20 protein-coding genes are annotated in these 23,588 nt (G+C 73.7%); 15 read left to right on the top strand and 5 right to left on the bottom strand.

Going from position 1 to position 23,588, the window contains the following annotated elements; translation table 11 throughout:
• Positions 1-2: 2 nt before the first annotated feature.
• The 11 genes from AC1050_RS09990 to mmsB all read left to right on the top strand — a co-directional run bounded on the left by AC1050_RS09990 (position 3) and on the right by mmsB (position 13,976).
• Complete coding sequence (locus tag AC1050_RS09990; protein ID WP_482387191.1) at positions 3-881, top strand: hypothetical protein; 879 nt, start codon at positions 3-5, stop codon at positions 879-881.
• A complete protein-coding gene (locus tag AC1050_RS09985) occupies positions 874-3,009 on the top strand; it encodes a permuted SH3 domain-containing protein (RefSeq protein WP_482387190.1) in 2,136 nt (711 codons plus the stop codon). The genes AC1050_RS09990 and AC1050_RS09985 overlap by 8 nt, the downstream gene beginning before the upstream one ends.
• 124 nt (positions 3,010-3,133) lie before the next feature.
• Positions 3,134-3,466 carry a YnfA family protein gene (locus AC1050_RS09980; protein WP_482387189.1) on the top strand — a complete coding sequence of 111 codons (333 nt, stop codon included), beginning with the start codon at positions 3,134-3,136 and terminating at the stop codon, positions 3,464-3,466.
• 59 nt (positions 3,467-3,525) lie between these two features.
• Positions 3,526-4,386, top strand: coding sequence for a pyrroline-5-carboxylate reductase (gene proC / locus AC1050_RS09975; RefSeq protein ID WP_482387188.1), 861 nt, complete (start codon positions 3,526-3,528; stop codon positions 4,384-4,386).
• Positions 4,387-4,396: 10 nt separating this feature from the next.
• Positions 4,397-5,419 (top strand): LacI family DNA-binding transcriptional regulator, encoded by a 1,023-nt coding sequence (locus AC1050_RS09970; RefSeq protein ID WP_482387187.1) that lies wholly within the window; start codon positions 4,397-4,399, stop codon positions 5,417-5,419.
• A gap of 265 nt (positions 5,420-5,684) precedes the next feature.
• Positions 5,685-7,298 (top strand): xylulokinase, encoded by a 1,614-nt coding sequence (locus AC1050_RS09965; protein WP_482387186.1) that lies wholly within the window; start codon positions 5,685-5,687, stop codon positions 7,296-7,298.
• Positions 7,299-7,330: 32 nt separating this feature from the next.
• On the top strand, positions 7,331-8,080 hold the full coding sequence (locus tag AC1050_RS09960) for an L-ribulose-5-phosphate 4-epimerase (protein WP_482387185.1): 750 nt from the start codon (positions 7,331-7,333) through the stop codon (positions 8,078-8,080).
• Complete coding sequence (gene araA / locus AC1050_RS09955; protein WP_482387184.1) at positions 8,080-9,588, top strand: L-arabinose isomerase; 1,509 nt, start codon at positions 8,080-8,082, stop codon at positions 9,586-9,588. The genes AC1050_RS09960 and araA overlap by 1 nt, the downstream gene beginning before the upstream one ends.
• A gap of 428 nt (positions 9,589-10,016) precedes the next feature.
• Positions 10,017-11,156, top strand: a complete 1,140-nt coding sequence (chvE, locus tag AC1050_RS09950; RefSeq protein ID WP_482387183.1) for a multiple monosaccharide ABC transporter substrate-binding protein — start codon at positions 10,017-10,019, stop codon at positions 11,154-11,156.
• Positions 11,157-11,259: 103 nt separating this feature from the next.
• A complete protein-coding gene (gene mmsA / locus AC1050_RS09945; RefSeq protein ID WP_482387182.1) occupies positions 11,260-12,798 on the top strand; it encodes a multiple monosaccharide ABC transporter ATP-binding protein in 1,539 nt (512 codons plus the stop codon).
• Positions 12,795-13,976 carry a multiple monosaccharide ABC transporter permease gene (gene mmsB, locus AC1050_RS09940; protein ID WP_482387181.1) on the top strand — a complete coding sequence of 394 codons (1,182 nt, stop codon included), beginning with the start codon at positions 12,795-12,797 and terminating at the stop codon, positions 13,974-13,976. The genes mmsA and mmsB overlap by 4 nt, the downstream gene beginning before the upstream one ends.
• Before the next feature lie 63 nt (positions 13,977-14,039).
• On the opposite strand, the gene AC1050_RS09935 is transcribed toward mmsB, so the two are convergent.
• The 5 genes from AC1050_RS09935 to AC1050_RS09915 all read right to left on the bottom strand — a co-directional run bounded on the left by AC1050_RS09935 (position 14,040) and on the right by AC1050_RS09915 (position 19,753).
• The gene (locus tag AC1050_RS09935) at positions 14,040-15,068 is read right to left on the bottom strand and encodes a magnesium and cobalt transport protein CorA (RefSeq protein WP_482387180.1); all 1,029 of its coding nucleotides are present in this window, start codon (positions 15,066-15,068) and stop codon (positions 14,040-14,042) included.
• Between the two features lie 26 nt (positions 15,069-15,094).
• Positions 15,095-16,300: a PP2C family protein-serine/threonine phosphatase gene (locus tag AC1050_RS09930; protein ID WP_482387179.1), complete on the bottom strand. Its 1,206-nt coding sequence runs from the start codon at positions 16,298-16,300 to the stop codon at positions 15,095-15,097.
• Between the two features lie 129 nt (positions 16,301-16,429).
• On the bottom strand, positions 16,430-17,611 hold the full coding sequence (locus AC1050_RS09925) for an ROK family transcriptional regulator (RefSeq protein ID WP_482387178.1): 1,182 nt from the start codon (positions 17,609-17,611) through the stop codon (positions 16,430-16,432).
• Positions 17,612-17,619: 8 nt separating this feature from the next.
• A complete protein-coding gene (locus AC1050_RS09920) occupies positions 17,620-18,255 on the bottom strand; it encodes a potassium channel family protein (RefSeq protein ID WP_482387272.1) in 636 nt (211 codons plus the stop codon).
• A 121-nt stretch (positions 18,256-18,376) separates the two neighbouring features.
• Positions 18,377-19,753, bottom strand: a complete 1,377-nt coding sequence (locus tag AC1050_RS09915; RefSeq protein WP_482387177.1) for a TrkH family potassium uptake protein — start codon at positions 19,751-19,753, stop codon at positions 18,377-18,379.
• Positions 19,754-19,884: 131 nt separating this feature from the next.
• Here AC1050_RS09915 and AC1050_RS09910 point away from each other — a divergent pair, with 131 nt between their 5' ends.
• The 4 genes from AC1050_RS09910 to AC1050_RS09895 all read left to right on the top strand — a co-directional run bounded on the left by AC1050_RS09910 (position 19,885) and on the right by AC1050_RS09895 (position 23,573).
• A complete protein-coding gene (locus tag AC1050_RS09910; protein ID WP_482387176.1) occupies positions 19,885-21,066 on the top strand; it encodes an acetoin utilization protein AcuC in 1,182 nt (393 codons plus the stop codon).
• Positions 21,067-21,269: 203 nt separating this feature from the next.
• Positions 21,270-21,515 (top strand): helix-turn-helix domain-containing protein, encoded by a 246-nt coding sequence (locus AC1050_RS09905; RefSeq protein ID WP_482387175.1) that lies wholly within the window; start codon positions 21,270-21,272, stop codon positions 21,513-21,515.
• A gap of 201 nt (positions 21,516-21,716) precedes the next feature.
• Positions 21,717-21,815, top strand: a complete 99-nt coding sequence (locus tag AC1050_RS09900; RefSeq protein ID WP_003792170.1) for a 30S ribosomal protein bS22 — start codon at positions 21,717-21,719, stop codon at positions 21,813-21,815.
• A gap of 480 nt (positions 21,816-22,295) precedes the next feature.
• Entirely contained in the window at positions 22,296-23,573 is a 1,278-nt protein-coding gene (locus tag AC1050_RS09895; protein ID WP_482387174.1) for an extracellular solute-binding protein, read from the top strand.
• Positions 23,574-23,588: the final 15 nt, after the last annotated feature.

Genomic DNA, 23,588 nt, shown 5'->3' with positions numbered 1-23,588 from the left:
CCATGTCCCGCACCCGTCCCCGCCTGCTGGCGGTCCCCGCCACCACGGCCGTCCTGGTGCTGCTCGCCGCCTGCTCCGGCGGGTCCGGCGACACCGCCGGCACCGACTCGTCCGCCGCGGAGACCCAGGCACCGGCCGCGCAGCAGGGCGCGACGCCCCGCGGCGGCGGGACCGCGGGCGAGGTCGCCGCCGTCTCGGACGCCCTGCTGCAGGTGCAGGGCGACGACGGCCAGACCGCCGTCACCTGGGACGACGCGACCACGATCAGCCAGACCGTCGCGGCCGCGCTGGCGGACGTCACCGTCGGGTCCTGCGTGGTCGCGATGACGTCCGGCGACGACGACGCGGCGGCCGCGACCTCCGTGGCGATCACGAGCCCGGTCGACGGCGAGTGCACCGGCGGGTTCGGCGGCGGGGCCGGGGGCGGCGGCATGCCCGGTGGCGCGGCGCCCGCAGACGGCGAGCTGCCCGACGGCGCGCCGACCGACCTGCCGGAGATGCCGGACGGCGCCCGGACAGGCGGCACCGACGGCGAGCCGCCCGCGGGCGGCGGCTCCGGCGGGATCACGGCCGGCCTCGTCACCGCCGTCGACGGCAGCACGATCACCCTCGAGCCCGGCGACGACGCGACCGCCTCGACGGTCACCGTCGACGACGCCACCTCCTACACCAGCACGGTCACGGCCGACGTGAGCGCGATCACCGTCGGCCGCTGCGTGACCGCGCAGGGCGAGTCCGACAGCTCCGGCCAGGTCGCGGCGACGGTGCTCGTGCTGTCCGACGCCGGCGACGACGGCTGCTCCACCGGCTTCGGGGGCCGGGGCGGCGCGCGCCCCGACGACTCCACCGCGACCACCGAGGGTGAGGGCTTCGATGCGTGACAGCCTCCGCCGCGAGACCCCGAAGGCCCGGGCCCGCCGCCGCACACGGCGCCGCCGGCTGCTGGTCGGCGGGGTCGCCACGGCGCTCGCGCTCAGCCTGGTCGGCGGTGGCGTGGCGCTCGCCGTGAGCGGGTCCGGCGGCTCCGGCTACCGGACCGCCACCGCCGAGGTCGGCGCCGTCGCGCAGACCATCGACGCCACCGGCACGGTCGCCTCGGCCAGCCGGTACGACCGCGCGTTCTCCGTCGCCGGCACCGTCGGGACCGTCGACGTCGCCGTGGGGGACACCGTCACCGCCGGCCAGGTGCTCGCGACCCTCGACACCGGGTCCCTCGAGGACGCCGTCGAGCAGGCCGGGCAGGCCGTGGCCGACGCGGAGCAGCAGCTGGAGGACGACATCGACTCGCAGACGTCGAGCAGCAGCTCGACGACGTCGGGCAGCACGTCCGGGAGCACCTCCGGCGACGCGTCGGGGGGCGCGTCCGGCGCCACCGGAGCCGCGGCGGCGGGTTCCGGCGCGGGCACCGGGTCGGGGACCGGTGGCACGGGGGACGGCACTGGCGACGGGGCGGGGGACGGCACGACCGTCGCCCCGGCCGTCACGCAGGCGATCGCAGCCGTCCGGGCCGCGCAGCAGGCGCTGCTCGCGCAGTTCCAGACCACGCAGGACCTGCTGGCCACCTCGAGCGCCGCGACCACCGCCGCGCAGGAGGCGTGCCAGGCCGTCCTCGACGACGGCGGCAGCGACGACGCCGGGGACGGCGCCGGAAGCGACGCGTCGACCGGCACGCCGAGCACCGGCCCGACGACCGACCCGGCGACGGAGCCGGCCGAGCCCACGACGGAGCCGTCCGCCGACCCGGCGACCGACGCGTCGGCCGAGGGTGCGGCGGCGTCGACGGAGGCCGTGATCACCGGCACCGCGTACCCGACCGCCGCCACCTCCACGACGGACGACCTCACCGCCTGCCAGGACGCGGTCACCGCCGTCCTCGCGGCGCAGACCGCGGTCGACGAGGCGCAGGCCACGCTGATGACCGACGTCACCGCGCTCGACGCGGCGGTGTCGGCGGCGCAGGACGCGTTCACCGCGGCCGGGTCGGGATCGGCCGACGGCTCCGCGGGCACCGGGACCAGCGGGCCCGGGACCGCCGCGTCCGGCGCCGCCGGGACCACGGAGGGTGCCGCGACCGGCAGCGCCGGCACGGACACCGCGGCCGCCGCAGCCACGGCGTCGACCGGGACGGGGACCGGCACCACGGAAGCCACCGGCGCGACCACCGGCTCGGGTGGCACCGGCACCGGCACCGGCACCGGCACCGCGGGTGGCGCCGGCGGCACGACCGTCGCCACCGCCGCCGACCTGCTCGCCGACCAGGCCGTGATCGACCAGGCCGAGGCCGAGCTCGCCCTCGTGCAGAGCAGGCTCGACCTGGTCGACCTGACCAGCCCGATCGCGGGCACGGTCGCCGCCGTGTCGATCGTGGCGGGCGACTCGGTCGAGGCGACCTCCACGTCGGCGGTCATCACCGTCATCGGGGAGGACGGATACACCGTGTCCACCACCGTCCCGCTGAGCCAGGTCGACCTGGTCGAGGTCGGCCAGCAGGCGACCGTCGCGGTGAGCAGCAGCGACGAGGACCTGGTCGGCACGGTGACAGGGGTCGGCATCCTCGACGCGTCCACCACCTCGTCCGACCCGACGTACACCGTCGACCTCGCCCTGGACGCGGGCGACGCCGTGCTGTTCAACGGCGCGTCGGCTCAGGTCTCCATCGCGGTGGCCGGCGCCGACGACACCCTGACCGTGCCGTCGTCGGCCGTGCACCTGGACGACTCGACCGCCACGGTCCAGGTGCTGCGGGACGGTACCGCCGAGTCGGTGGAGGTCGAGCGCGGCGCCGTCGGCTCCGAGCTGACCGAGATCGTGTCCGGCCTGTCCGCGGGTGACGAGGTGGTCCTGGCCGACCTCAGCCGGGCGCTCGTGTCCGAGGACGGCGAGTCGAGCAGCGGTCTGTCCGGGCTCGGTGGCTCGAACAGCACCACGGTGCCGTCCGGGAGCGGCATGATGGCCCCGGGCAGTGGCGGCTTCGGCGGCCAGGTGCCCGGCACCCCGCCCGGGAGCTGAGGCTCCTGGGCCCCACGAACGGCGCCCGGTCCGGTCCGCATCCCCCTGCTCGGACCGGGCCGGGCGCCTCCGTGCCACCCTGGTCCCGCCGGCGCCCCGTGCGGTGCGGCAGGAGGGGGTCACCGTGCCGCTGCGGTCGGTCGTGCTGTTCGCGCTCGCCGCGCTGCTGGAGATCGGCGGCGCGTGGCTGGTCTGGCAGGGCGTGCGCGAGCACCGGGGCTGGGCCTGGATCGGTGCGGGCGTGATCGCGCTCGGCCTGTACGGGTTCGTGGCCACGCTGCAGCCGGACGCGTCCTTCGGCCGGATCCTCGCGGCGTACGGCGGGGTGTTCGTCGCCGGGTCGCTGGCGTGGGGGATGGTCGTGGACGGGTTCCGGCCGGACCGGTGGGACGTCGCCGGCGCGCTGCTGTGCCTCGCGGGGGTCGGTCTCATCATGTACGCGCCGCGTCCGGCCTGAGCGGCCACCGCTAGGCTCGCGGCCAGTCACCCGCACGACCCGGCACCGAGGAGCACCGCATGACCAGCACGACGGCACGACCGCACACGGCGGTCCTCGGCGGCGGCGTCATGGGCGAGGCCCTCGTGTCGGCGCTGCTCGACGCCGGCTGGACGGCGGACGACGTGGACGTGACCGAGCGCAGCGCCGCGCGGGCCATGGAGCTCTCGGGGAAGTACGGCGTCCGCGCCGCCGACCCCAACCGCAAGGCCGCGAAGGGCGCGGACCTGGTGCTGATCGCGGTGAAGCCGCAGGTGGTGCCGGACGTGCTGGCCGAGATCGCGCCCGCGCTGCGCCCCGGCACGCTGGTGGTGTCGGTCGCCGCGGGCATCCCGGTGGCGGTGTACGAGGCGGCGCTCCCCGCGGGCACGCCCGTCGTCCGGGTGATGCCGAACACGCCCGCGCTGGTCGGCAAGGGCGCCAGCGCGATCGCCCCCGGCACCCACGCGACGGACGAGCACCTGGACCTGGTCGAGCAGGCGCTCGCGGCCACGGGCCTCGTGGTGCGGGTGGCGGAGAAGGACCTGGACGCGGTGACCGCGATCTCGGGCTCCGGCCCGGCGTACGCGTTCTACCTGATCGACGCGATGGCCGAGGCCGGCGTGCTGCTGGGCCTGACCCGGGACCTCGCGACGCGGCTCGCGGTCGCGACCGTCGAGGGCTCCGCGGCGCTCGCGGCGGGCACCGGGGACCACCCGGTCGTCCTGCGCGAGCGGGTGTCCTCGCCCGGCGGCACGACGGTGGCCGGGGTGGCGCAGCTCGACGCGCACGGCGTCCGCGCCGGCGTCGTCGCGGCGGCCCGCGCGGCGTACGACCGGTCCCGCGAGCTCGGTGCGGCGGCGCTGCCCGCGGCGCCCGTCGCGGCCGACGAGGACCGGTAGGCCTCCCGCCGTGACCGGCGCGCCCGACACCCGCCGCCCGCCCGCGATGAGCGACGTCGCGGTGCTCGCCGGGGTGTCGCACCAGACGGTGTCGCGGGTGCTGAACGACCACCCGAGCGTCCGGCCCGAGACGCGCGCCCGCGTGCTCGCGGCCATCGCCGAGCTCGGCTACCGCCGCAACAGCGCGGCCCGCGCCCTGGTGACGCGGCGGTCCGGGGCGCTCGGGGTGGTGACGACGTCCTCGGTGCACCACGGCCCGACCAGCACGCTGATCGGGCTGGAGAGCGCCGCCCGCGAGGTCGGCTACTACGTGAGCGTCGCGGCGATCGACCGGTTCGACGCGGCCACGATGCGCGGCGTCCTGGACCACTTCCTCGACCAGGCGGTCGAGGGCATCGTCATCATCGCGCCGCAGGTCGACGTGGCCGAGGCCGTCGTCGCGTTCGCCGCGCCGGTCCCGGTGGTCACCGTGACGTCCGGGGAGCCGGGGCCCGGCGGCCGCGTCGTCGCGGTCGGCGTCGACCAGCGCGAGGGCGCCCGCGCCGCCACCCGGCACCTGGTCGGGCTCGGGCACCGCGAGGTCGTGCACCTGGCGGGGCCGCAGGACTGGTTCGACGCCCGGGAGCGGCTCGCCGGCTGGCGCGAGGCGTGCGCCGCCGCGGGTGCCGCCGCGCCGGAGCCCGTCGAGGTGGACTGGTCCGCGGAGTCCGGGTACCGCGAGGGCCTGCGCCTGGTGGCCGACGGGCTGCCGACCGCGGTGTTCGCCGCGAACGACCAGCTCGCGCTCGGCCTGCTGCGGGCGTTCTGGGAGCGCGGGGTGCGGGTGCCGCAGGACGTCTCGGTGGTCGGGTTCGACGACGAGGCGGGTGCCGCGTACTTCGTGCCGCCGCTCAGCACCGTGCGCCAGGACTTCGCCGCGCTCGGCCGCTCGGCGATCGACGCGCTGGTCCGCGCGCTGGCGGGCGAGGACGTCCCGCGCACCCTGCTGCCGGCCACCCTGGTCCCCCGCGCGAGCACCGCACCTCCGCGCTGACCGCCGCGCGGCTGACCGCCGCGCCGCTGACCGCCGCGCCGAGATGACACTTCTCGCCTGTGCGCCGCGACGTCGTCGCAGGCGGGAACTGCCATCTCGGCGACCGGGCCGTCACAGGGTGGGGTTCGGCGGTGCGCACGGCGGGCAGTGCTTGGTCCGTGGCGCATGTGAGCGCTAACATGAGGTCTCGGCGCGTGGCGGTCGGTCGCGTGCGGGACCATCGCAGGCAACGGGCAGAGCAGCCCGGGCGAGGACGGAGCACGCAATGGCGCAGGAGCAGCAGGACGCACGCCTCGACGAGGTCCGGGCGGCGATCGCCGAGGGCCGCACGTCGCTCGGGATCGAGCTGGGCTCGACCCGCATCAAGGCCTGCCTGATCGGCCCGGACCACGCCCCGGTCGCGACCGGGAGCCACGAGTGGGAGAACCAGCTCGTCGACGGCGTCTGGACGTACTCGCTGGACGCGGTCTGGGCCGGGCTGCAGGAGTCGGTCGGCACGCTGCTGGCCGACGTGGAGCAGCGGTACGGCGTGCGCCCGACCACGTTCGGCGCGCTCGGCGTGTCCGCGATGATGCACGGCTACCTGCCGTTCGACGCGGACGGCGAGCTGCTGGTGCCGTTCCGCACCTGGCGCAACACGTCGACGGGCCGCGCGGCCCACGAGCTGACCGACAAGCTCGGCTTCAACATCCCCTTGCGCTGGTCGATCGCCCACCTCTACCAGGCGATCCTCGACCACGAGGCGCACGTGCCGCAGATCGACTTCGTGACCACGCTGGCCGGCTACGTGCACTGGAGGCTGACCGGCCGCAAGGTGCTCGGCGTCGGCGACGCGTCGGGCATGTTCCCGATCGACCCGGCCACCCGCGGCTACGACGCGACGATGCTGGCGCAGGTCGACGAGATCGTCGCGACCCGGCGCCCCGGCCTGCGGCTCGAGGCCCTGCTGCCCGAGGTGCTGACCGCGGGCCAGGAGGCCGGACGGCTGACCGCCGAGGGTGCCGCGCTGCTCGACCCGACCGGCACGCTGCAGGCCGGCATCCCGCTCTGCCCGCCGGAGGGCGACGCCGGTACCGGCATGGTGGCCACCAACTCGGTCGCCCCGCGCACCGGCAACGTCAGCGCCGGCACCTCGATCTTCGCGATGGTGGTGCTGGAGCAGCCGATGGCCCGCGTGCACCACGAGCTGGACGTCGTCACGACGCCCGCCGGCGACCTGGTCGCGATGGTGCACTGCAACAACGGCGCGAGCGAGCTGAACGCCTGGGCCGGCCTGTTCGGCGAGTTCGCGGCCGCGCTCGGGGCCCCGGCCGCCGCGGACGACGTGTTCGGCGCGCTGTTCCGCGCGGCGCTGGAGGGCGACGCGGACGGCGGCGGCCTGCTCGCCTACAACTACCTGTCGGGCGAGCCGATCACCGGGCTGGACGAGGGCCGGCCGCTGGTGGTCCGCACGCCGGACAGCCGCCTGACGCTGGCCAACTTCATGCGGACCCAGCTGTACTCCGCGTTCGGCACGCTCAGCCTGGGTATGCAGGTGCTGCGGGGCGAGGACGTCGCGATCGACGCGATGTTCGCGCACGGCGGCATGTTCAAGACGGCCGGGGTCGCGCAGCGGCTGCTGGCGGCCGCGGTCGACGCCCCCGTCGCCGTCGGGGAGACGGCGGCCGAGGGCGGCGCGTGGGGCATCGCGGTGCTCGCGGCGTACCTGGACGCGGCCGGCGAGCACGACCTGCCGACCTACCTGGCCGAGCGCGTGTTCGCCGGCGCGGACGTCGACGTCGTCGACCCGGACGCCGCCGACGTCGCGGGCTACGCCACCTTCCTGGACCGCTACCGCGCCGGCCTGGCGGTCGAGCGCGCCGCCACCCAGGCCCTCTGACACCGGTACCGAGACACCCGAGGAGTCACCCGATGACCCGAACCCTGGCCGACTACCCGCAGGCCGTGCAGGACGCCGTCGCGCGCACCCGGGAGGTGGTGGCGAAGCTGCACGCCGAGCTGCCCCGCTGGGAGCTCGTCGTGTGGACGGCGGGCAACGTGTCGCAGCGCGTCCAGGTCGACCCCGCCGGGCCGTCGGCGGCCGACCTGCTGGTGATCAAGCCGTCCGGCGTGACCTACGACGAGCTGACGCCGGAGTCGATGGTCGTCTGCGACCTGGACGGGAACCTGGTCGACGGCACGCGCAGCCCGTCGTCGGACACCGCGGCGCACGCCTACGTCTACACGCACATGCCCGAGATCGGCGGCGTGGTGCACACCCACTCGACGTACGCCACGGCCTGGGCGGCCCGCGCCGAGCCCGTGCCGTGCGTGCTGACGATGATGGCCGACGAGTTCGGCGGCGACATCCCGGTCGGGCCGTTCGCCCTGATCGGCGACGACTCGATCGGCCGCGGCATCGTCGAGACGCTGCGGGAGTCGCGCAGCCCGGCCGTGCTGATGCGCAACCACGGCCCGTTCACGATCGGCAAGGACGCCAAGGCGGCGGTCAAGGCCGCCGTCATGGTCGAGGAGGTCGCGCGCACCGTGCACATCTCCCGCCAGCTCGGCGAGCCCACCCGGATCCCGCAGGCCGACGTCGACTCCCTGTACGCCCGGTACCAGAACGTCTACGGCCAGAGCAGCGCCGCTGCGGCCACCACCCCGAAGGAGCAGCACTGATGAGCAAGCCCTACGCCGACCGCGAGGTCTGGTTCTTCACCGGCAGCCAGGACCTCTACGGCGAGGAGACCCTCCGCCAGGTCGCCGAGCAGTCGCAGGAGGTCGCGCGGCAGATCGACGCCGCGTCCGACGTGCCGGTGACGGTCGTCTGGAAGCCCGTCCTCAAGGACTCGGCCGCGATCCGCCGGGCGATGCTCGACGCGAACTCGGACGACCGGGTGCTCGGCGTGATCACCTGGATGCACACGTTCAGCCCGGCCAAGATGTGGATCGCCGGCCTGGACGCGCTGCGCAAGCCGCTGCTGCACCTGCACACGCAGGCGAACGTCGAGCTGCCCTGGGACAGCATCGACATGGACTTCATGAACCTCAACCAGGCCGCGCACGGCGACCGCGAGTACGCGTACATCGCGACCCGCCTGGGCGTGGCCCGCACGACCGTGGTCGGCCACGCCTCCAACCCGGCCGTCACCCGGCGGATCGGCACCTGGGCGCGCGCCGCGGCGGGCTGGGCGGCCACGCACGAGCTGACGCTGGCCCGGTTCGGCGACAACATGCGCAACGTCGCCGTCACCGAGGGCGACAAGACCGAGGCCGAGCTGCGGTTCGGCGTCACGGTGAACACCTGGGGCGTCAACGAGCTGGTCGCCGCCGTGGACGCGGTCGCGGACGCCGACGTCGACACGCTGGTCGCCGAGTACGAGGACCTGTACGACGTCGTGCCCGAGCTGCGCCGCGGCGGGGACCGCCACGAGTCGCTCCGGTACGCCGCCCGGCAGGAGATCGCGCTCGAGACCTTCCTGACGTCGGTCGGCGCGAAGGCGTTCACGACCAACTTCGAGGACCTCGGCGCCCTGCGCCAGCTGCCCGGCATCGCCGTGCAGCGCCTCATGGCCAAGGGCTACGGCTTCGGCGCCGAGGGCGACTGGAAGACCGCCGTCCTGGTGCGTGCCGCCAAGGTGATGGGCGAGGGCCTGCCCGGCGGCGCGTCGCTCATGGAGGACTACACCTACGACCTCACCCCCGGCGCGGAGAAGATCCTCGGCGCGCACATGCTGGAGATCTGCCCCACCCTGACCACCTCGAAGCCGAAGGTGGAGATCCACCCGCTCGGCATCGGTGGCAAGGAGGACCCGGTCCGCATGGTGTTCGACGCCGACCCGGGCGTGGGCGTCGTGGTCTCGATGGCGGACATGCGGGACCGGTTCCGGCTGACCGCGAACGTCGTGGACATCGTGCCGCCGACGCAGGAGCTGCCGAACCTGCCCGTGGCCCGTGCCGTGTGGGAGCCCCGCCCCGACTTCGCCACCTCGGCCGAGGCCTGGCTCACCGCCGGCGGCGCGCACCACACGGTGATGTCGACCGCCGCGGGCGTCGAGGCGTTCGAGATCTTCGCCGACATCGCCGGCACGGAGCTGCTGGTCATCGACGAGGACACCACCCGCCGCGGGTTCCGCGACCAGGTGCGCTGGAACCAGGTGTACTACCGGGTGGCGCAGGGTCTGTAGACCCGCACCGCACCGCACCGCACGGCCGACGGCCCGCCCCCGAGCGATCGGGGGCGGGCCGTCCGCGTACCCGGGTGGCGTCGCAGCGCGCGCCACTCGATCGCGCCATTGAGTTCGGTCGCAGAACTCAGCAGTCACCCGCTCGCCGTCCCGAGCGGGTGAACCGCGGTCGGCGCGCGACGATCGGAAAGCGCCGCTGACCAGCATCAACACCCGCCGGGGGCCGTGCCGGCCCGGCCGTTATCCATCTGCAACCTGCGCCCTGAATCTTTGGCTTGACTTCTTGAACTCAACCCCGGGAGAGTGTGCAGGTGCTCGCCGGCGACGGGGAAAGAACCCCGTCAGCGCGGCGCAGGGCAGGGCGGGCGACGACGCAACGCGTCCCCGCAGACGACGAGGTCAGCAACCCTCTCGAGGAGGAGAAGGACATGAAGAGCATCAAGATCGTCGCGCTCGGCGGCGTTCTCGCGCTCGGCCTGGCGGCGTGCTCCGGCGGCGGTGCCGGCAGCGGCACCGAGGAGACCGGCGGCGGCGACCCGGCCGACATGACGATCGGCGTCGCGATGCCGACGGAGACCTCGGAGCGCTGGATCGCCGACGGCGACGCGGTCAAGAGCCAGCTCGAGGAGGCCGGTTACTCGGTCGACCTCCAGTACGCGGCGGACGACATCCCGACGCAGTCGCAGCAGATCGACCAGATGATCACCAAGGGCGTCGACCTGCTGATCGTCGCCTCGATCGACGGCACCGCGCTGTCGAACCAGCTGCAGGCCGCGGCGGACGCCGGCATCCCGGTCATCGCCTACGACCGCCTGATCCGCGACACCGAGAACGTCGACTTCTACGTCACGTTCGACAACTACAACGTGGGTGTCCAGCAGGCCACCTCGCTGCTGGTCGGCCTGGGCCTCCTCAACGAGGACGGCTCCGAGGGCACCGCGACGGGCCCGTTCAACATCGAGCTGTTCGCCGGCTCGCTGGACGACAACAACGCGCACTTCTTCTACCAGGGCGCGATGGACACGCTCCAGCCGTACCTGGACGAGGGCACGCTGGTCGTCAAGTCCGGCCAGACGGACATCGAGCAGGTCGCGACGCTGCGCTGGCTGCAGGAGACCGCCCAGAAGCGCATGGAGGACCTCCTGACCTCCACGTACTCGGACGGCACCAAGGTCCAGGGCGTGCTGTCGCCCTACGACGGCATCTCCCGCGGCATCATCACCGCGCTGCAGAACGCCGGCTACGGCGACTCGATCGAGGCCGGCCTGCCGCCCGTCACGGGCCAGGACGCCGAGATCGCCTCGGTCAAGCTGATCAACGACGGCGTGCAGTTCGCGTCGATCTTCAAGGACACCCGCAAGCTCGCGGAGCAGTCCGTGGTCGCGGCCCAGGCGTTCCTGGAGGGCGAGGAGCCCGAGGCGAACGACACCGAGTCGTACGACAACGGCGTCAAGGTCGTCCCGTCCTACCTGCTGGAGTCGGACATCGTCTACGCCAGCAACATCCAGTCCCTGCTGATCGACTCGGGCTACTGGACCGAGGAGCAGGTCGCGAGCGGCCAGGCCTGATCGCCTGACCCACGCGAGTCCCGCGGACCGGCCGGCACGCGACGTGCCGGCCGGTCTGCGCGGAACCGAACCACGCCCGACGAACGAGGACGGTCGAGGCCGCATGAGCGACCACATCCTGGAAATGCACTCCATCACCAAGACCTTTCCCGGGGTCAAGGCTCTGCAGGACGTCAACCTGAACGTCAAGCGGGGAGAGATCCACGCGATCTGCGGGGAGAACGGGGCCGGCAAGTCCACCCTCATGAAGGTGCTGTCGGGCGTGTACCCGCACGGCACCTACGACGGTGAGATCCGGTTCGACGGGGAGACGGTCGAGTTCGGCTCGATCAACGACTCCGAGGACAAGGGGATCGTGATCATCCACCAGGAGCTCGCCCTGGTGCCGTACCTGTCCGTGGCGGAGAACATCTTCCTGGGCAACGAGCGCGCGCACCGCGGGCTCATCGACTGGAACCGGGCCAACTCCGAGGCCGCCGCGCTGCTGGCGCGGGTGGGCCTGGACGAGAACCCGACCTCGCCGATCGGCGCCCTCGGCGTCGGCAAGCAGCAGCTCGTGGAGATCGCCAAGGCGCTCTCCAAGAAGGTCAAGCTGCTCATCCTCGACGAGCCGACGGCCGCGCTGAACGACTCCGACTCCGAGCACCTGCTCGACCTGCTCCGGCACCTCAAGGGCCAGGGCATCACCTCGATCATGATCTCGCACAAGCTGAACGAGATCGCCGAGATCGCGGACTCCACGACGATCATCCGCGACGGCAAGACGATCGAGACCCTCGACATGGTCGAGGACAAGGTCACCCAGGACCGGATCATCAAGGGCATGGTCGGCCGCGACCTCGAGCACCGGTACCCGCCGCACGAGTCGCACATCGGCGAGGAGGTGTTCCGTGTCGAGGACTGGCACGTCGAGCACCCCACCCAGCCGGGCCGCGTCGTCGTCGACGGTGCCTCGTTCCAGGTCCGTGCCGGCGAGATCATCGGCATCGCGGGCCTGATGGGTGCCGGGCGCACCGAGCTCGCGATGAGCATCTTCGGCCGGTCCTACGGCCGCAACGTCTCGGGCAAGGTCTTCCTGCACGGCAAGGAGATCCAGACCCGCACCGTCTCCGAGGCGATCGACCACGGCCTGGCGTACGCCACCGAGGACCGCAAGACGTACGGCCTGAACCTCATCGAGGACATCCGGCAGAACATCTCCGCGGCCGCGCTCGGCAAGCTGTCCAAGGCCGGCTGGGTCAACGGCAACGAGGAGATCAAGGTCGCCGAGGAGTACCGGCGGTCGATGAACATCAAGTCCCCGACGGTGATGGCGCTGACCGGCAAGCTGTCCGGCGGCAACCAGCAGAAGGTCGTCCTGTCCAAGTGGATCTACACGGACCCCGAGGTCCTGATCCTGGACGAGCCGACCCGCGGCATCGACGTCGGTGCCAAATACGAGATCTACACGATCATCAACAAGCTCGCGGACGCGGGGAAGGCCGTCGTGGTCATCTCCTCCGAGCTGCCTGAGCTGCTGGGGATCTGCGACCGCATCTACACGCTCGCGTTCGGCCGGATCACCGGCGTCCAGGAGCGTGCGGTCGCCACCCCGGAGAGCCTCATGGAGCTCATGACGAAGGAAAAGGAAACGGTTCGATGACGGCTGTTGCAGGCCTGCGGGACATCTTCACGAAGAACCTGCGGCAAAGTGGTATCTACATCGCGTTCGTCGCGATCATCGGACTCTTCGCCATCCTGACGGACGGTGTGCTGCTCTCCCCGGGCAACCTCACCAACATCGTCCTGCAGTACTCGTACATCCTGATCCTGGCGATCGGCATGGTCATCGTCATCATCGGCGGGCACATCGACCTGTCGGTCGGGTCCGTGGTGGCGCTGACCGGCGCGGTGTCCGCGGTCGTCGTGATCCAGCAGGGCCACCCGTGGTGGCTCGGCATCCTCGCGGCGCTGGCGGTCGGCCTGGTGGTCGGCGCCTGGCAGGGGTTCTGGGTCGCGTACGTCGGGATCCCGGCGTTCATCGTCACCCTGGCCGGCATGCTGCTGTTCCGCGGCCTGACCCTGCAGGTGCTGGACAACATCTCGCTGTCGCCGTTCCCGCAGACGTACCAGAAGGTCGCCGGCGGCTTCATCAACGGCCTGCTCGGCGGTGACGGGTACGACGCCTTCACGCTGATCATCGCGGCCATCGCGCTCGTCGGCTACGCGTTCAGCGCCTGGCGCTCCCGCATGGGCCGCATCCGCTACCAGCAGTCCGTCGAGGCACTGCCGCTGTTCGTTCTCAAGCTGGTCCTGATCGCGGCCGTCGTGATGGCGTTCGCCTGGCAGCTGGCGCACTCGCGCGGCCTGCCGATCGTGCTGATCATCCTGGCCGTGCTGATCCTCGTGTACAACACGGTGACCACGCGGACCGTCTTCGGCCGCCACGTCTACGCGATCGGTGGCAACCTGTCCGCCGCCCAGCTGTCCGGCGTGAAGGTCAAGCAGGTCAACTTCTGGATCTTCGTCAACATGGGCTTCCTGGCCGCCGTGGCCGGTGCGGTCTACTCGTCCCGCTCCAACGGTGCCCAGCCGAGCGCGGGCAACATGTTCGAGCTCGACGCGATCGCCGCCTGCTTCATCGGTGGCGCGTCGACGACCGGTGGTGTCGGCCGCGTGACCGGCGCGATGGTCGGTGGCCTGATCATGGCCGTCATGTCCAACGGCATGCAGCTGATGGGTGTCGACCAGTCGGTGCAGCAGATCGTCAAGGGCCTCGTGCTCCTGCTGGCCGTCGCGTTCGACATCTTCAACAAGCGCCGCGGCAGCGTCGCCCGCTGAGCAGCGCACGCACGCACGGCCGAGGGCCGGGACGGGTCATCCGTCCCGGCCCTCGCCGTGTGCTCAGAGCCAGCGGTTCCGGCGGAACGCCCGGTGCAGCCCGACGCACCCGCCGACGATGACGGCCAGCACGACGTAGTACCCGTACCGCGTCCCGAGCTCCGGCATGTGCTCGAAGTTCATGCCGTAGATGCCGGCGATCGCGGTCGGCAGCAGCGCGATCGCGGCCCAGGCGGAGATCTTGCGCATGTCCTCGTTCTGCCGCAGCGCCACGCGGCTCTGGCCGGTCGTCACCCGCGCGGTGTTGGCCTGCAGCACGTCCGTGAGCTGCCGGTCGATCACCTCGATGGCGTCGGCGGCGCGCAGCAGGTGGTCGTGCACGTCCCGGAAGTACGGCTCCGCCGCGGCCGGCACGTGCGGCACCTCGCCGGCCGCCAGGCGCTCGAGCGGGCGCTGCAGCGGCAGCATGGCCCGCCGGAACTCCGCGACCTCCTGCTTGAGCTTGTAGATGCGCTCCGAGTGGTCGTCCTCGCCGGGGCCGAACACGAGGCTCTCGATGTCGTCGACGTCCAGCTCGATGTGCCCGAGCGCGACCTCGTAGCCGTCGACCACGCGGTCCGCGGTCCGGTAGAGCACCCCGGCCGCGCCGAAGTCCTGCTCGGGCGGCACGCCGGTGTCGAGCTCGGCGCGCACCTGGCGCAGCACCCCGCCCTCGCCGTGCCGGACCGACACCACGGCGTGCGGCTGCAGGAACATCGCGATCTCCGTGATCTCGACGACCTCCACGTGGTCGACGTACCGCACCGGCTTCAGCACGGCGAACACGACGTCCTCGTACACCTCGAGCTTGGGCCGCTGGTGCGCGTGCACGGCGTCCTCGACCGCGAGCGTCGGCAGCCGGAACTGCTCGGCGACCTCGGCGATGTCGGCGTCGGTCGGCTCCCGCAGCCCCACCCAGAGGTACCCCGCGGTGCGGCGCGCCGTGCGGGCGGCGTCCTCCAGCGGCACCCGCCCGGGCACGCGCTCCCCGTCGGTGTACAGGCCGCAGTCGCCGACCACCGCGTCCGCCCCGAGCCGCTGCACGTCCGTCACGTCCTCACTGTAGGGAGGAGGTCGGGTCAGCGCGCGCGGCGCAGCGCGACGACGGTGATGTCGTCGGGGCGTCCCGGCGCCACCGCGGCGAGCCGCAGCACGCGCTGCACGGCCTCGTCGGCGCTGGGGCAGTCCAGCAGCTCGCCGGCGAGCAGCGGCACGCACCGCAGCGTCCCGTCGAACAGGTCGAGCACGCCGTCGCTGAAGGTGACCAGCAGGTCGCCCGGGCCCAGGTGCCGCTCGCCGAGCGCGCGGTGCGCCTCGTCGGTGACGCCGAGCGGCAGCCCGAGCGCCTCCAGGCGCTCCCAGGTGCCGTCGGCCCGGACCACCAGCGTCAGCCCGTGCCCCGCGTCGGCGTAGGTGACCCGCCCGGTGGCCGCGTCCAGCCGGGCGTGGAACGCGGTCGCGAACAGCGCGGCGTCGGAGAAGTCGGCGTGCAGGACGGCCCCGGCGTGCAGCATGGCGCGGTCGACGTCCTCGCCGTGCGCCGACCCGCGCAGGACGGCCCGCACGGCCGCCGCCAGGATCGCGGCGGCCGGGCCCTTGCCCATCACGTCGGCGAGCGTCAGCACGAGGCCGCCGTCGGCCGGGTACCAGTCGTAGAAGTCGCCGCCGACCATCCGGCTGGGCAGGCAGGCACCCGCCAGCTCGTAGCCGTCCGCCGCGGGGGTCTCGCGGGGCAGCAGGCCGATCTGCACCTGCTGCGCCTGGTGCAGCTCGGCGTCGACCGACAGCTCCTTGGCCACCCAGTGCGCGAGGTCCCGCAGCAGGGCGGACTGGTCGGCGGTGAAGCGGCGCGGCCGGGTGTCGGCGATGCACAGGGTGCCCAGGCGCCGGCTGTCGGGGCCGACCAGGGGGTGCTCGGCGTAGAACCGGAGCCGGGTGCCGGGTCCCCGGTCCTCGATCACCGAGGTGTCGCACACCGGCGGGGCCGGTGCGTCGGTCGGACGGACCTCGACGGGCGCCGCCGGCGGCACGTGCGCGGTGTCGCCCGCCCCGATCAGGGAGACCGTGGCCGTCGGGACGTCGAAGAGCTGGCGCGCGAGCCGGACCACCCGGTCGAACCGCGGCTCCGGGTCCGACGTCACGGCACCGACCCGCTCGAGCGCGGCGAGCCGGTGGACGACGCCGTTCGGCAGGGCGGCGTCGGGCTCGGGGCGCTCCGCACCGGGAGCGGTGGGCAGCGTGCCGGGAGCGGCGGGCAGGGCGGCCGTCACCACGGGTCCGGTCACCTCGCGCCTCCTTCCCCAGCCGGCCGCCCCGGTCGGGCGGCGCTCACCGTGTTCATCGGCACGCGGCGGCGGAGAATGAGGTCGTGTGCCCCGGTTCACGGGCGCGAGGGCCCGTGCGCCCCCCGGCGCTCAGGCGGCCGGGGCGCCCGTCAGCACGGCGTCCCGCGCCAGCAGGAGCGCGCCGCGCGCGGGTGCGGCCGCGCCCAGCGCGCCGCCGACCACGTCGACCACCGCGCCGGAGGTCACCGCCGTGCGCTCGGCCAGCACCTCCCGCAGCGGGTCGAGCAGCAGGTCGCCCGCGGCCGCGAGCGCGCCGCCGACCACCAGGACGTCGGGGTCGAGCACGGTGCAGACCGACGCCATCGCCGTGCCGAGGTGCCGGCCGGCGTCCGACAGCACCCGGCGGCACCCGGGGTCCCCGGCGAGCGCCAGGTCCAGGACGTCGGCGATGGTCACCGGGCCGTGGCTGGCGCGCAGCAGGTCGAGCACGCCGGCGGAGCCCGCGTAGACCTGCAGGCAGCCGCGGTTGCCGCACGAGCACACCGGGCCGTCGGGGTCGATGGTCAGGTGCCCCAGCTCGCCGGCCGTCCCGGTGCGCCCGTGCACGACGTCCCCGCCGACGACGATCCCGCCGGACACGCCCTCGCTCACCGCGACGTGCACCACGGTGGCGCAGCCGCGGCCGGCGCCGAGCCGCGCCTCGGCGAGCGCACCCAGGTTGCCGTCGTTGTCGAACACCACCGGGACGCCCGGGGAGGGCGCGAAGAGCGCGGGCGCGCCGACCATGCCGCCCCAGCCGTCGCGGACGCCCGAGCCCGCCACGCGGCCCGTGCGGACCTCCACGGGGGCCGGCACGCCGACCCCGACGGCGGCGACCGCGGCGGGGTCCGTCCCCGTGGACGCGAGCAGCCGGTCCAGCAGCGCCCGCGCGGTGCGCACCGCGTGCTCGGCCCGGTGCCCGCCGGGCAGCGGCACGGCCTCCTCGACCCGGCCGCCGTCGCCGAGGTCCAGCACGACGCGCACCTCGTCCAGGTAGCAGTGCACCCCGGCCAGCGCGGGCGTCGCCAGCTGCACCGACCGCGCCCGCCGTCCCGACCGCGTCGTGAGGTGCACCCGCACCAGGCCGTCCGCCGCCATCGCGGCGACGGCCCCGGACACGGTGCCGGGCGACAGCGCCGTGGCGGCCGCGAGCTCCACCTGGGTGAGTGCGTCGGCCCGGCGCAGGGCGTCGACCAGCAGCGTGCGGCTGTCCCGCGCACCGGGCGCCGACGTGCGCCACGGCGGGCGCGGCTCGGCGGGTCGGCGCGGCACCCCGCCGCTCACGGCCGCGCGGCGAACCGCTCGAGCAGCTCCGCGTGCCCCGAGACGATCAGCAGGTCGTTCGCGCCGATCCGGGTCTCCGGCGTCGCGTAGACGAAGTCGATGCCCGGGCTCTTCACGCCGATCACGCTGACGCCGTACCGCTCGCGGATCTTGGACTGCCCGATCGTGAAGCCCTGGGTCTCGCGCGGGGGCTTCATCTTGACGATGGTGAAGCCGTCCTCGACCTCGATGTAGTCGAGCATCTTCCCGGACACCAGGTGCGCGACCCGCGACCCGGCGTCGGCCTCGGGCAGCACCACGTGGTGCGCGCCGATCCGCTGCAGGATGCGGGCGTGCTCGGCGCTGACGGCCTTCGCCCAGATCTGCGGCGTGCCCATGTCGACCAGGTTGCCGGTGATGAGCACCGACGCCTCCAGGTACGACCCGACGCCGACCACGGCGACCGAGAAGTCGCGGGCGCCGAGCTGCTCGAGCGCCTGCGGGTTGGTGCAGTCGGCCTCGACCAGCGGGATCCGGCCGGCCCACTGCGCGACCAGCTCCGGGTCGCGCTCGACGGCCAGCACGTCCTGGCCGAGCCGGTCGAGCGTCGCCGCGATGGCGGAGCCGAACCGGCCCAGCCCGATGACGAGGATGCCCGCCTCCCGCTTCGGCTTCTTCCCGCCGCGCCGGTCGGCCGCCTCGCGCGAGCGCGCGGAGACGTCACCCTCGCCGCTGGTGATGGGCTGCAGACCGGTCGCGCCGGTCCGGTTCAGGTCATCCAATGATCGGCCTCTCCTCGGGCAGCCGGATGACCCGACGACGGCTGCGCAGCGCGAGGGCCGCGGCCAGCGTCATCGTGCCGGTCCGGCCGATGAACATCAGGACGGTGAGCACGTACTTCCCGGCGTCGGGCAGCTCGGGCGTGAGCCCGGTCGACAACCCGACGGTCGCGAAGGCCGAGATCACCTCGAACAGCACCACGTCCAGGGTCTCGCCCGTGATCGCGAGCAGCAGCAGGCTGGTCACCAGGACGATCGTCGCGCTCACCAGGGAGACGGCGATCGCGACCTGCAGCGCCTCGCGCGGGATGCGCCGGCCGAACGCCTCGACGTCCTTGTCGCCGCGCGCCTCGGCCACGATGGCCAGCAGCATGACGGCCAGCGTGGTCACCTTGATGCCGCCCGCGGTGGACGCCGAGCCGCCGCCGACGAACATCAGCGCGTCGTTCAGCAACCAGGTGCTCTCGTGCATGCCACCGACGTCGACGGTCGAGAAGCCGCCGGAGCGCGGCATGACCCCGGCGAACAGCGACGCCAGGATCGTCTCGTTCCAGCCGATCCCGCCGAGCGTGCGCGGGTTGGTCCACTCGAAGGCCGCCACCAGCACCGAGCCGACCACCACGAGGACGGCGGACGTGGTGACGGTCAGCTTGGAGTGCAGGCTCCAGCGCCGGGGGCGGCGCCAGGTCCGCGCGATGTTGAGGATCACGGGGAAGCCGAGCGAGCCGATGAACACGCCGATGATAATCGGCAGCAGCATCCACCAGTCGGCCGCGAACGGCTCGAGGCCCTCCTCGGTCGGGATGAACCCGGCGTTGTTGAACGCCGACACCGCGTAGAACACGCCGTGCCAGATCGCCTCGGCCCAGTCGTCGCCGACGATGCGCAGCCGGGGGATCAGCACCAGCGCGATCGCGACCTCGAGCGCCGTCGACGTGACGATGACCGTCCGGACCAGCGAGCCCACCTCGCCGAGCCGGGTCTCCTTGGTCTCCGAGCTGACCAGCAGCTTCTGGGTCAGCCCGATCCGGCGGGACACCGCTAGGCCGAGGATCGACGCCAGCGTCATCACGCCGAGGCCGCCGATCTTGATCGCGACCAGGATCGCGACCTGCCCGGCCGTCGACCAGTAGGTCCCGGTCGGCACCGTGACCAGTCCGGTGACGCAGACCGCCGACGTGGCGGTGAACAAGGCGTCCACGAACGGGGCGCGCTCGCCCGAGGCCGTGGCCCACGGCATCGACAGCAGCGCCGTGAACACCGCGATGACCGAGGCGAACACCCCGAGCGCCAGGCGGGCCGGGGACTGGCGGGCCAGGCGGTCGATCAGCTCACGACCCGACCAGAAGGCGCCCGAGAAGCCCCGTGCCATCCGCCCTCCGCCCCGCTCGCTCACCACGCACCGCCGGCGGCCGCCGGACGGGCCCGGCACGGCTCGCGCGCGCGGGAGCCCTACTCTGGCACGGCGACGGCCCGGCGGCCGCGAGCGGCTACGGTGTGGGCATGACCAGCCGGGTGCGCGTGGTGTGGACGCCCGAGCTGCTCGGGTACGACTTCGGCCCCGGCCACCCGATGGCGCCGCTGCGGCTGGACCTCACGGTGCGCCTCGCCCGGTCGCTCGGCCTGCTGGACCTGCCGGGCGTCGAGGTGGTCGGTGCCGAGCCCGCCACCGACGCGGAGATCGAGACCGCGCACGAGCCCGCCTACGTCGCCGCCGTGCGCCAGGCGTCCGACGGCGGCGCGGGCGACCCGGCCCGCGGCATCGGCACCGAGGACGACCCGGTCTTCCCGCACATGCACGAGGCCGCCGCCCGGATCGTCGCCGGCAGCCGGGAGGCCGCGCTCGCCGTCTGGGAGCAGCGCGCCGAGCACGCCGTCAACCTGACCGGCGGCATGCACCACGCCATGCCCGGGGCCGCGTCCGGCTTCTGCGTCTACAACGACGCGGCCGTCGCGATCCGCGCGCTGCTGGCGGCCGGCGCCGAGCGCGTCGCCTACGTCGACATCGACGCCCACCACGGCGACGGCGTGCAGCGGGCGTTCTGGGACGACCCCCGGGTGCTGACGGTCTCCGTGCACGAGAGCGGCGCGACGCTGTTCCCCGGCACCGGGTTCCCCGACGAGACCGGCGGGCCGCACGCGCCCGGCACCGCGGTCAACCTCGCGCTGCCGTCGCACACGGAGGACGCGGCGTGGCTGCGGGCGATCGACGCGGTCGTCCCGCCGGTCGTGCGGGCGTTCGCGCCGCAGGTGCTCGTCACCCAGCACGGCTGCGACGCGCACGTCGAGGACCCGATCGCCAACCTGGACGTCTCCGTCGACGCGGAGCGGCTCGCGTCGTCCTGGCTGCACGACCTCGCGCACGAGGCCGCGGACGGCCGGTGGGTGGCGCTCGGCGGCGGCGGGTACGCGGTCGTGGACGTGGTGCCCCGCGCCTGGACCCACCTGCTGGCGATCGCCGCGCACCACCCGCTGGACCCGGGGACCCGGATGCCGGACGACTGGCGCGCCCAGGTGGTCGAGCTCTACGGCCGTGCCGGGCCCGCGACGATGTCCGACGGCGCCCCCCTGGCCTGGCGCCCGTTCGCCTCGGGGTTCGACCCGGCGGACGACGTCGACCGGGCCATCCGCGCGACGCGGTCCGCGGTCTTCCCCCTGCTCGGACTCGACGCCCTGCACGACTGAGCGCGGGGCCGGCAGGGTCGCGCCGGCCGGTCGCGGGAGGCGGTCTGCGACCGGGTGCGAGAGGGTGGGTGCATCCTGACGGGTGGTCCCACCTGCCTCCTCTTTCACACCAGCCACAGCAGGCTCTAAGGTGTCGTCGCGGCGCCTGTGCCTGCACCAGTCCCGCGCACCGGTCGTGCGCGCACGAAACGAGATGAGCCGTCATGAGCAGCGAGCAGCCCGGGCGCGTGCGGTTCCTCACCGTGGCCGAGGTCGCCGAGGTCATGCGGGTCTCGAAGATGACGGTGTACCGGCTGCTGCACTCCGGCGAGATGCCGGCGGTGCGGGTCGGCCGCTCGTTCCGGGTGCCGCAGGACGCGCTGGACCACTACCTGTCGACCGCGCGCCTGGACCTCGAGGAGCGCGCCGACGGCGACGAGGGCCCCCGGGCCGGGCGCCTCTCGTCCTGAGCCGCACCCGTCCGGGACCGGCGCGTCGCGGGCGACCGCGCTGATCGCGTAGGGTGGGGTCGGACTTTCCCGTGCGTGGGCGCTCCGCGGGCGCAGGGCCGACTCGTCGGACCCGCTCCCCGGGCTGGTCGTGCCGCGCGTCGATCGACCACGAACCGGCGGACGCTCACGCGCTCGCCAACAGGAAGCGAGTGAGGACCCATGGGCTCCGTCATCAAGAAGCGCCGCAAGCGCATGGCGAAGAAGAAGCACCGCAAGCTGCTGCGCAAGACGCGTCACCAGCGTCGCAACAAGAAGTGACGACCGCCGCTGAGCGGCGCGTCTGACGAGGGGCCCGGCACCTGGTGCCGGGCCCTTCGTCGTCCCCGCCCGCCCTCGAGGCGGGCATCCCCGGCGAGGTCGTCACACGTCGGCGAGGTCGTCACGGACGAGTGACGACCTCGCCCGGATCTGACGACCTCCCGCGGCCCGAGCGGGGGCACGGCCCGGCCCGGCGGGCGCGGCCCGGGCTCGGCGGGCGCGGCCCGGGCCCGCGCACGCGGCGCCGACCGAGCGCCCCGGAGGCCGGTGCGGCGTGTCGGCGCGCGCGCAGCGAGGTCTGGGCGGATTGTCATGTCTTGACGGAGATGTCCCTCCGCTGATTCACTGCCGACGGCTTTTCAACGATGAAAACCCTCCGGTGCACGCACCGGTGGAGGCGGGAGGTCGAGGATGATCTCAGGTGGACGTGGGGGTCCGGGCGACGCGGTGCTGAGCCGCAGGTCCGTGCTCCGAGGAGCGGTGGCGGGCGCCGGTGCGCTCGCCGGGGCCTGGGCGCTGAGCGGGTGCGCGACGGACGCGGCAGCGTCGTCGGCGAGCACCCGCATCCAGCTCTGGCACCTGTTCACGGGCGGTGACGGCGGCATCTTCCAGGAGATGATGACCGAGGTCCAGGACGAGAACCCGGCGGTCGGCATCGACCCCGTGGTGCTCACCTGGGGGGCGCCGTACTACACCAAGCTCGTCATGGCGTCGGTGGGCGGGCGCTCGCCCGACCTGGCGGTGATGCACCTGACCCGGGTGGCCGGCTGGGTGCCCGGCGGCGTGCTGGACCCGTGGGACCTGGACAAGCTCGCCGAGTACGGCGTGACCCAGGAGATGTTCCCGCCGGCGCTCTGGGACCGGGCGGTGATCGACGGCGAGCTGTGGGCCCTGCCGCTCGACTTCCACGCGTTCCTGCTGTTCTTCGACCGCGGGCTCGCCGACCAGGCGGGACTGCTGGGTCCGGACGGGAAGCTGGTCGGGGTGGACTCCCCGGACGGCTTCATCGAGGCCGGCCGGGCCATGGCGGAGGTCACCGGGTACGCGGGCGTCGGGTACGGGTACACCGGCGACGGCGCGCAGATGTCCCGCATGCTGTGGGGCCTGTACGCGCAGACGGGCAGCGAGGTCGTGCTGAACCCGGGCGAGCCGGCGCAGGTGGACCGCGACGCGCTGGTGCAGTGCGTGAGCTGGGTGCAGTCGTGGCTGGACGACACGGTCGCGATCGCCAACAGCGACTACCCGTCGGCGGTGGCGAACTTCTCCACCGGCCGCGTCGGCATGTGCTTCAACGGCAACTGGGAGCTGCAGTCGTTCCTCACCGCCGGGGTGGACGTCGACGCGATGCCGATGCCGACCATCTTCGGCACCCCGGCCACCTACGGCGACTCGCACGTCTTCGTCCTGCCGCACCAGGTCAACGTCGACCCGGCGCGGCGCGACGCGGCGTACGCCACGGCCGCGGCGATGCTGCAGAAGTCGCTCCTGTGGTCCGACGGCGGGCACATCCCCGCCAACCGCGAGGTCACCGAGTCGGCCGAGTACCAGGAGAAGGTGCCGCAGTCGCACTACGCGGAGGCGAGCGAGCAGGCCGTGTTCGACCCGCAGGCGTGGTTCACCGGGTCGGGCTCGGACTTCCAGGCCCGGGTCGGCGAGGCGCTGCAGGGTGCCTGGCTCGACAAGACCTCCCCCGAGGACGCCGTCGACAAGCTGATCGCCAGCCTCGACAACGCCCTCCAGACCAAGCCGCCGGCGTGACGGAGGGATCGCAGC

Source organism: Cellulomonas sp. NEAU-ZC6 (assembly GCF_056844425.1).
The sequence above is the reverse complement of the archived record's forward strand: the minus strand, read 5'-3'. Positions and strand labels throughout refer to the sequence as shown.

Coding starts and splice junctions, on each gene's coding strand:
- chvE (WP_482387183.1), top strand. CDS start 10,017: ATGAAGAGCATCAAGATCGTCGCGCTCGGCGGCGTTCTCGCGCTCGGC.
- AC1050_RS09905 (WP_482387175.1), top strand. CDS start 21,270: ATGAGCAGCGAGCAGCCCGGGCGCGTGCGGTTCCTCACCGTGGCCGAG.
- AC1050_RS09965 (WP_482387186.1), top strand. CDS start 5,685: ATGGCGCAGGAGCAGCAGGACGCACGCCTCGACGAGGTCCGGGCGGCG.
- AC1050_RS09985 (WP_482387190.1), top strand. CDS start 874: ATGCGTGACAGCCTCCGCCGCGAGACCCCGAAGGCCCGGGCCCGCCGC.
- AC1050_RS09915 (WP_482387177.1), bottom strand. CDS start 19,753: ATGGCACGGGGCTTCTCGGGCGCCTTCTGGTCGGGTCGTGAGCTGATC.
- proC (WP_482387188.1), top strand. CDS start 3,526: ATGACCAGCACGACGGCACGACCGCACACGGCGGTCCTCGGCGGCGGC.
- mmsB (WP_482387181.1), top strand. CDS start 12,795: ATGACGGCTGTTGCAGGCCTGCGGGACATCTTCACGAAGAACCTGCGG.
- AC1050_RS09910 (WP_482387176.1), top strand. CDS start 19,885: ATGACCAGCCGGGTGCGCGTGGTGTGGACGCCCGAGCTGCTCGGGTAC.
- AC1050_RS09990 (WP_482387191.1), top strand. CDS start 3: ATGTCCCGCACCCGTCCCCGCCTGCTGGCGGTCCCCGCCACCACGGCC.
- AC1050_RS09960 (WP_482387185.1), top strand. CDS start 7,331: ATGACCCGAACCCTGGCCGACTACCCGCAGGCCGTGCAGGACGCCGTC.
- araA (WP_482387184.1), top strand. CDS start 8,080: ATGAGCAAGCCCTACGCCGACCGCGAGGTCTGGTTCTTCACCGGCAGC.
- AC1050_RS09900 (WP_003792170.1), top strand. CDS start 21,717: ATGGGCTCCGTCATCAAGAAGCGCCGCAAGCGCATGGCGAAGAAGAAG.
- mmsA (WP_482387182.1), top strand. CDS start 11,260: ATGAGCGACCACATCCTGGAAATGCACTCCATCACCAAGACCTTTCCC.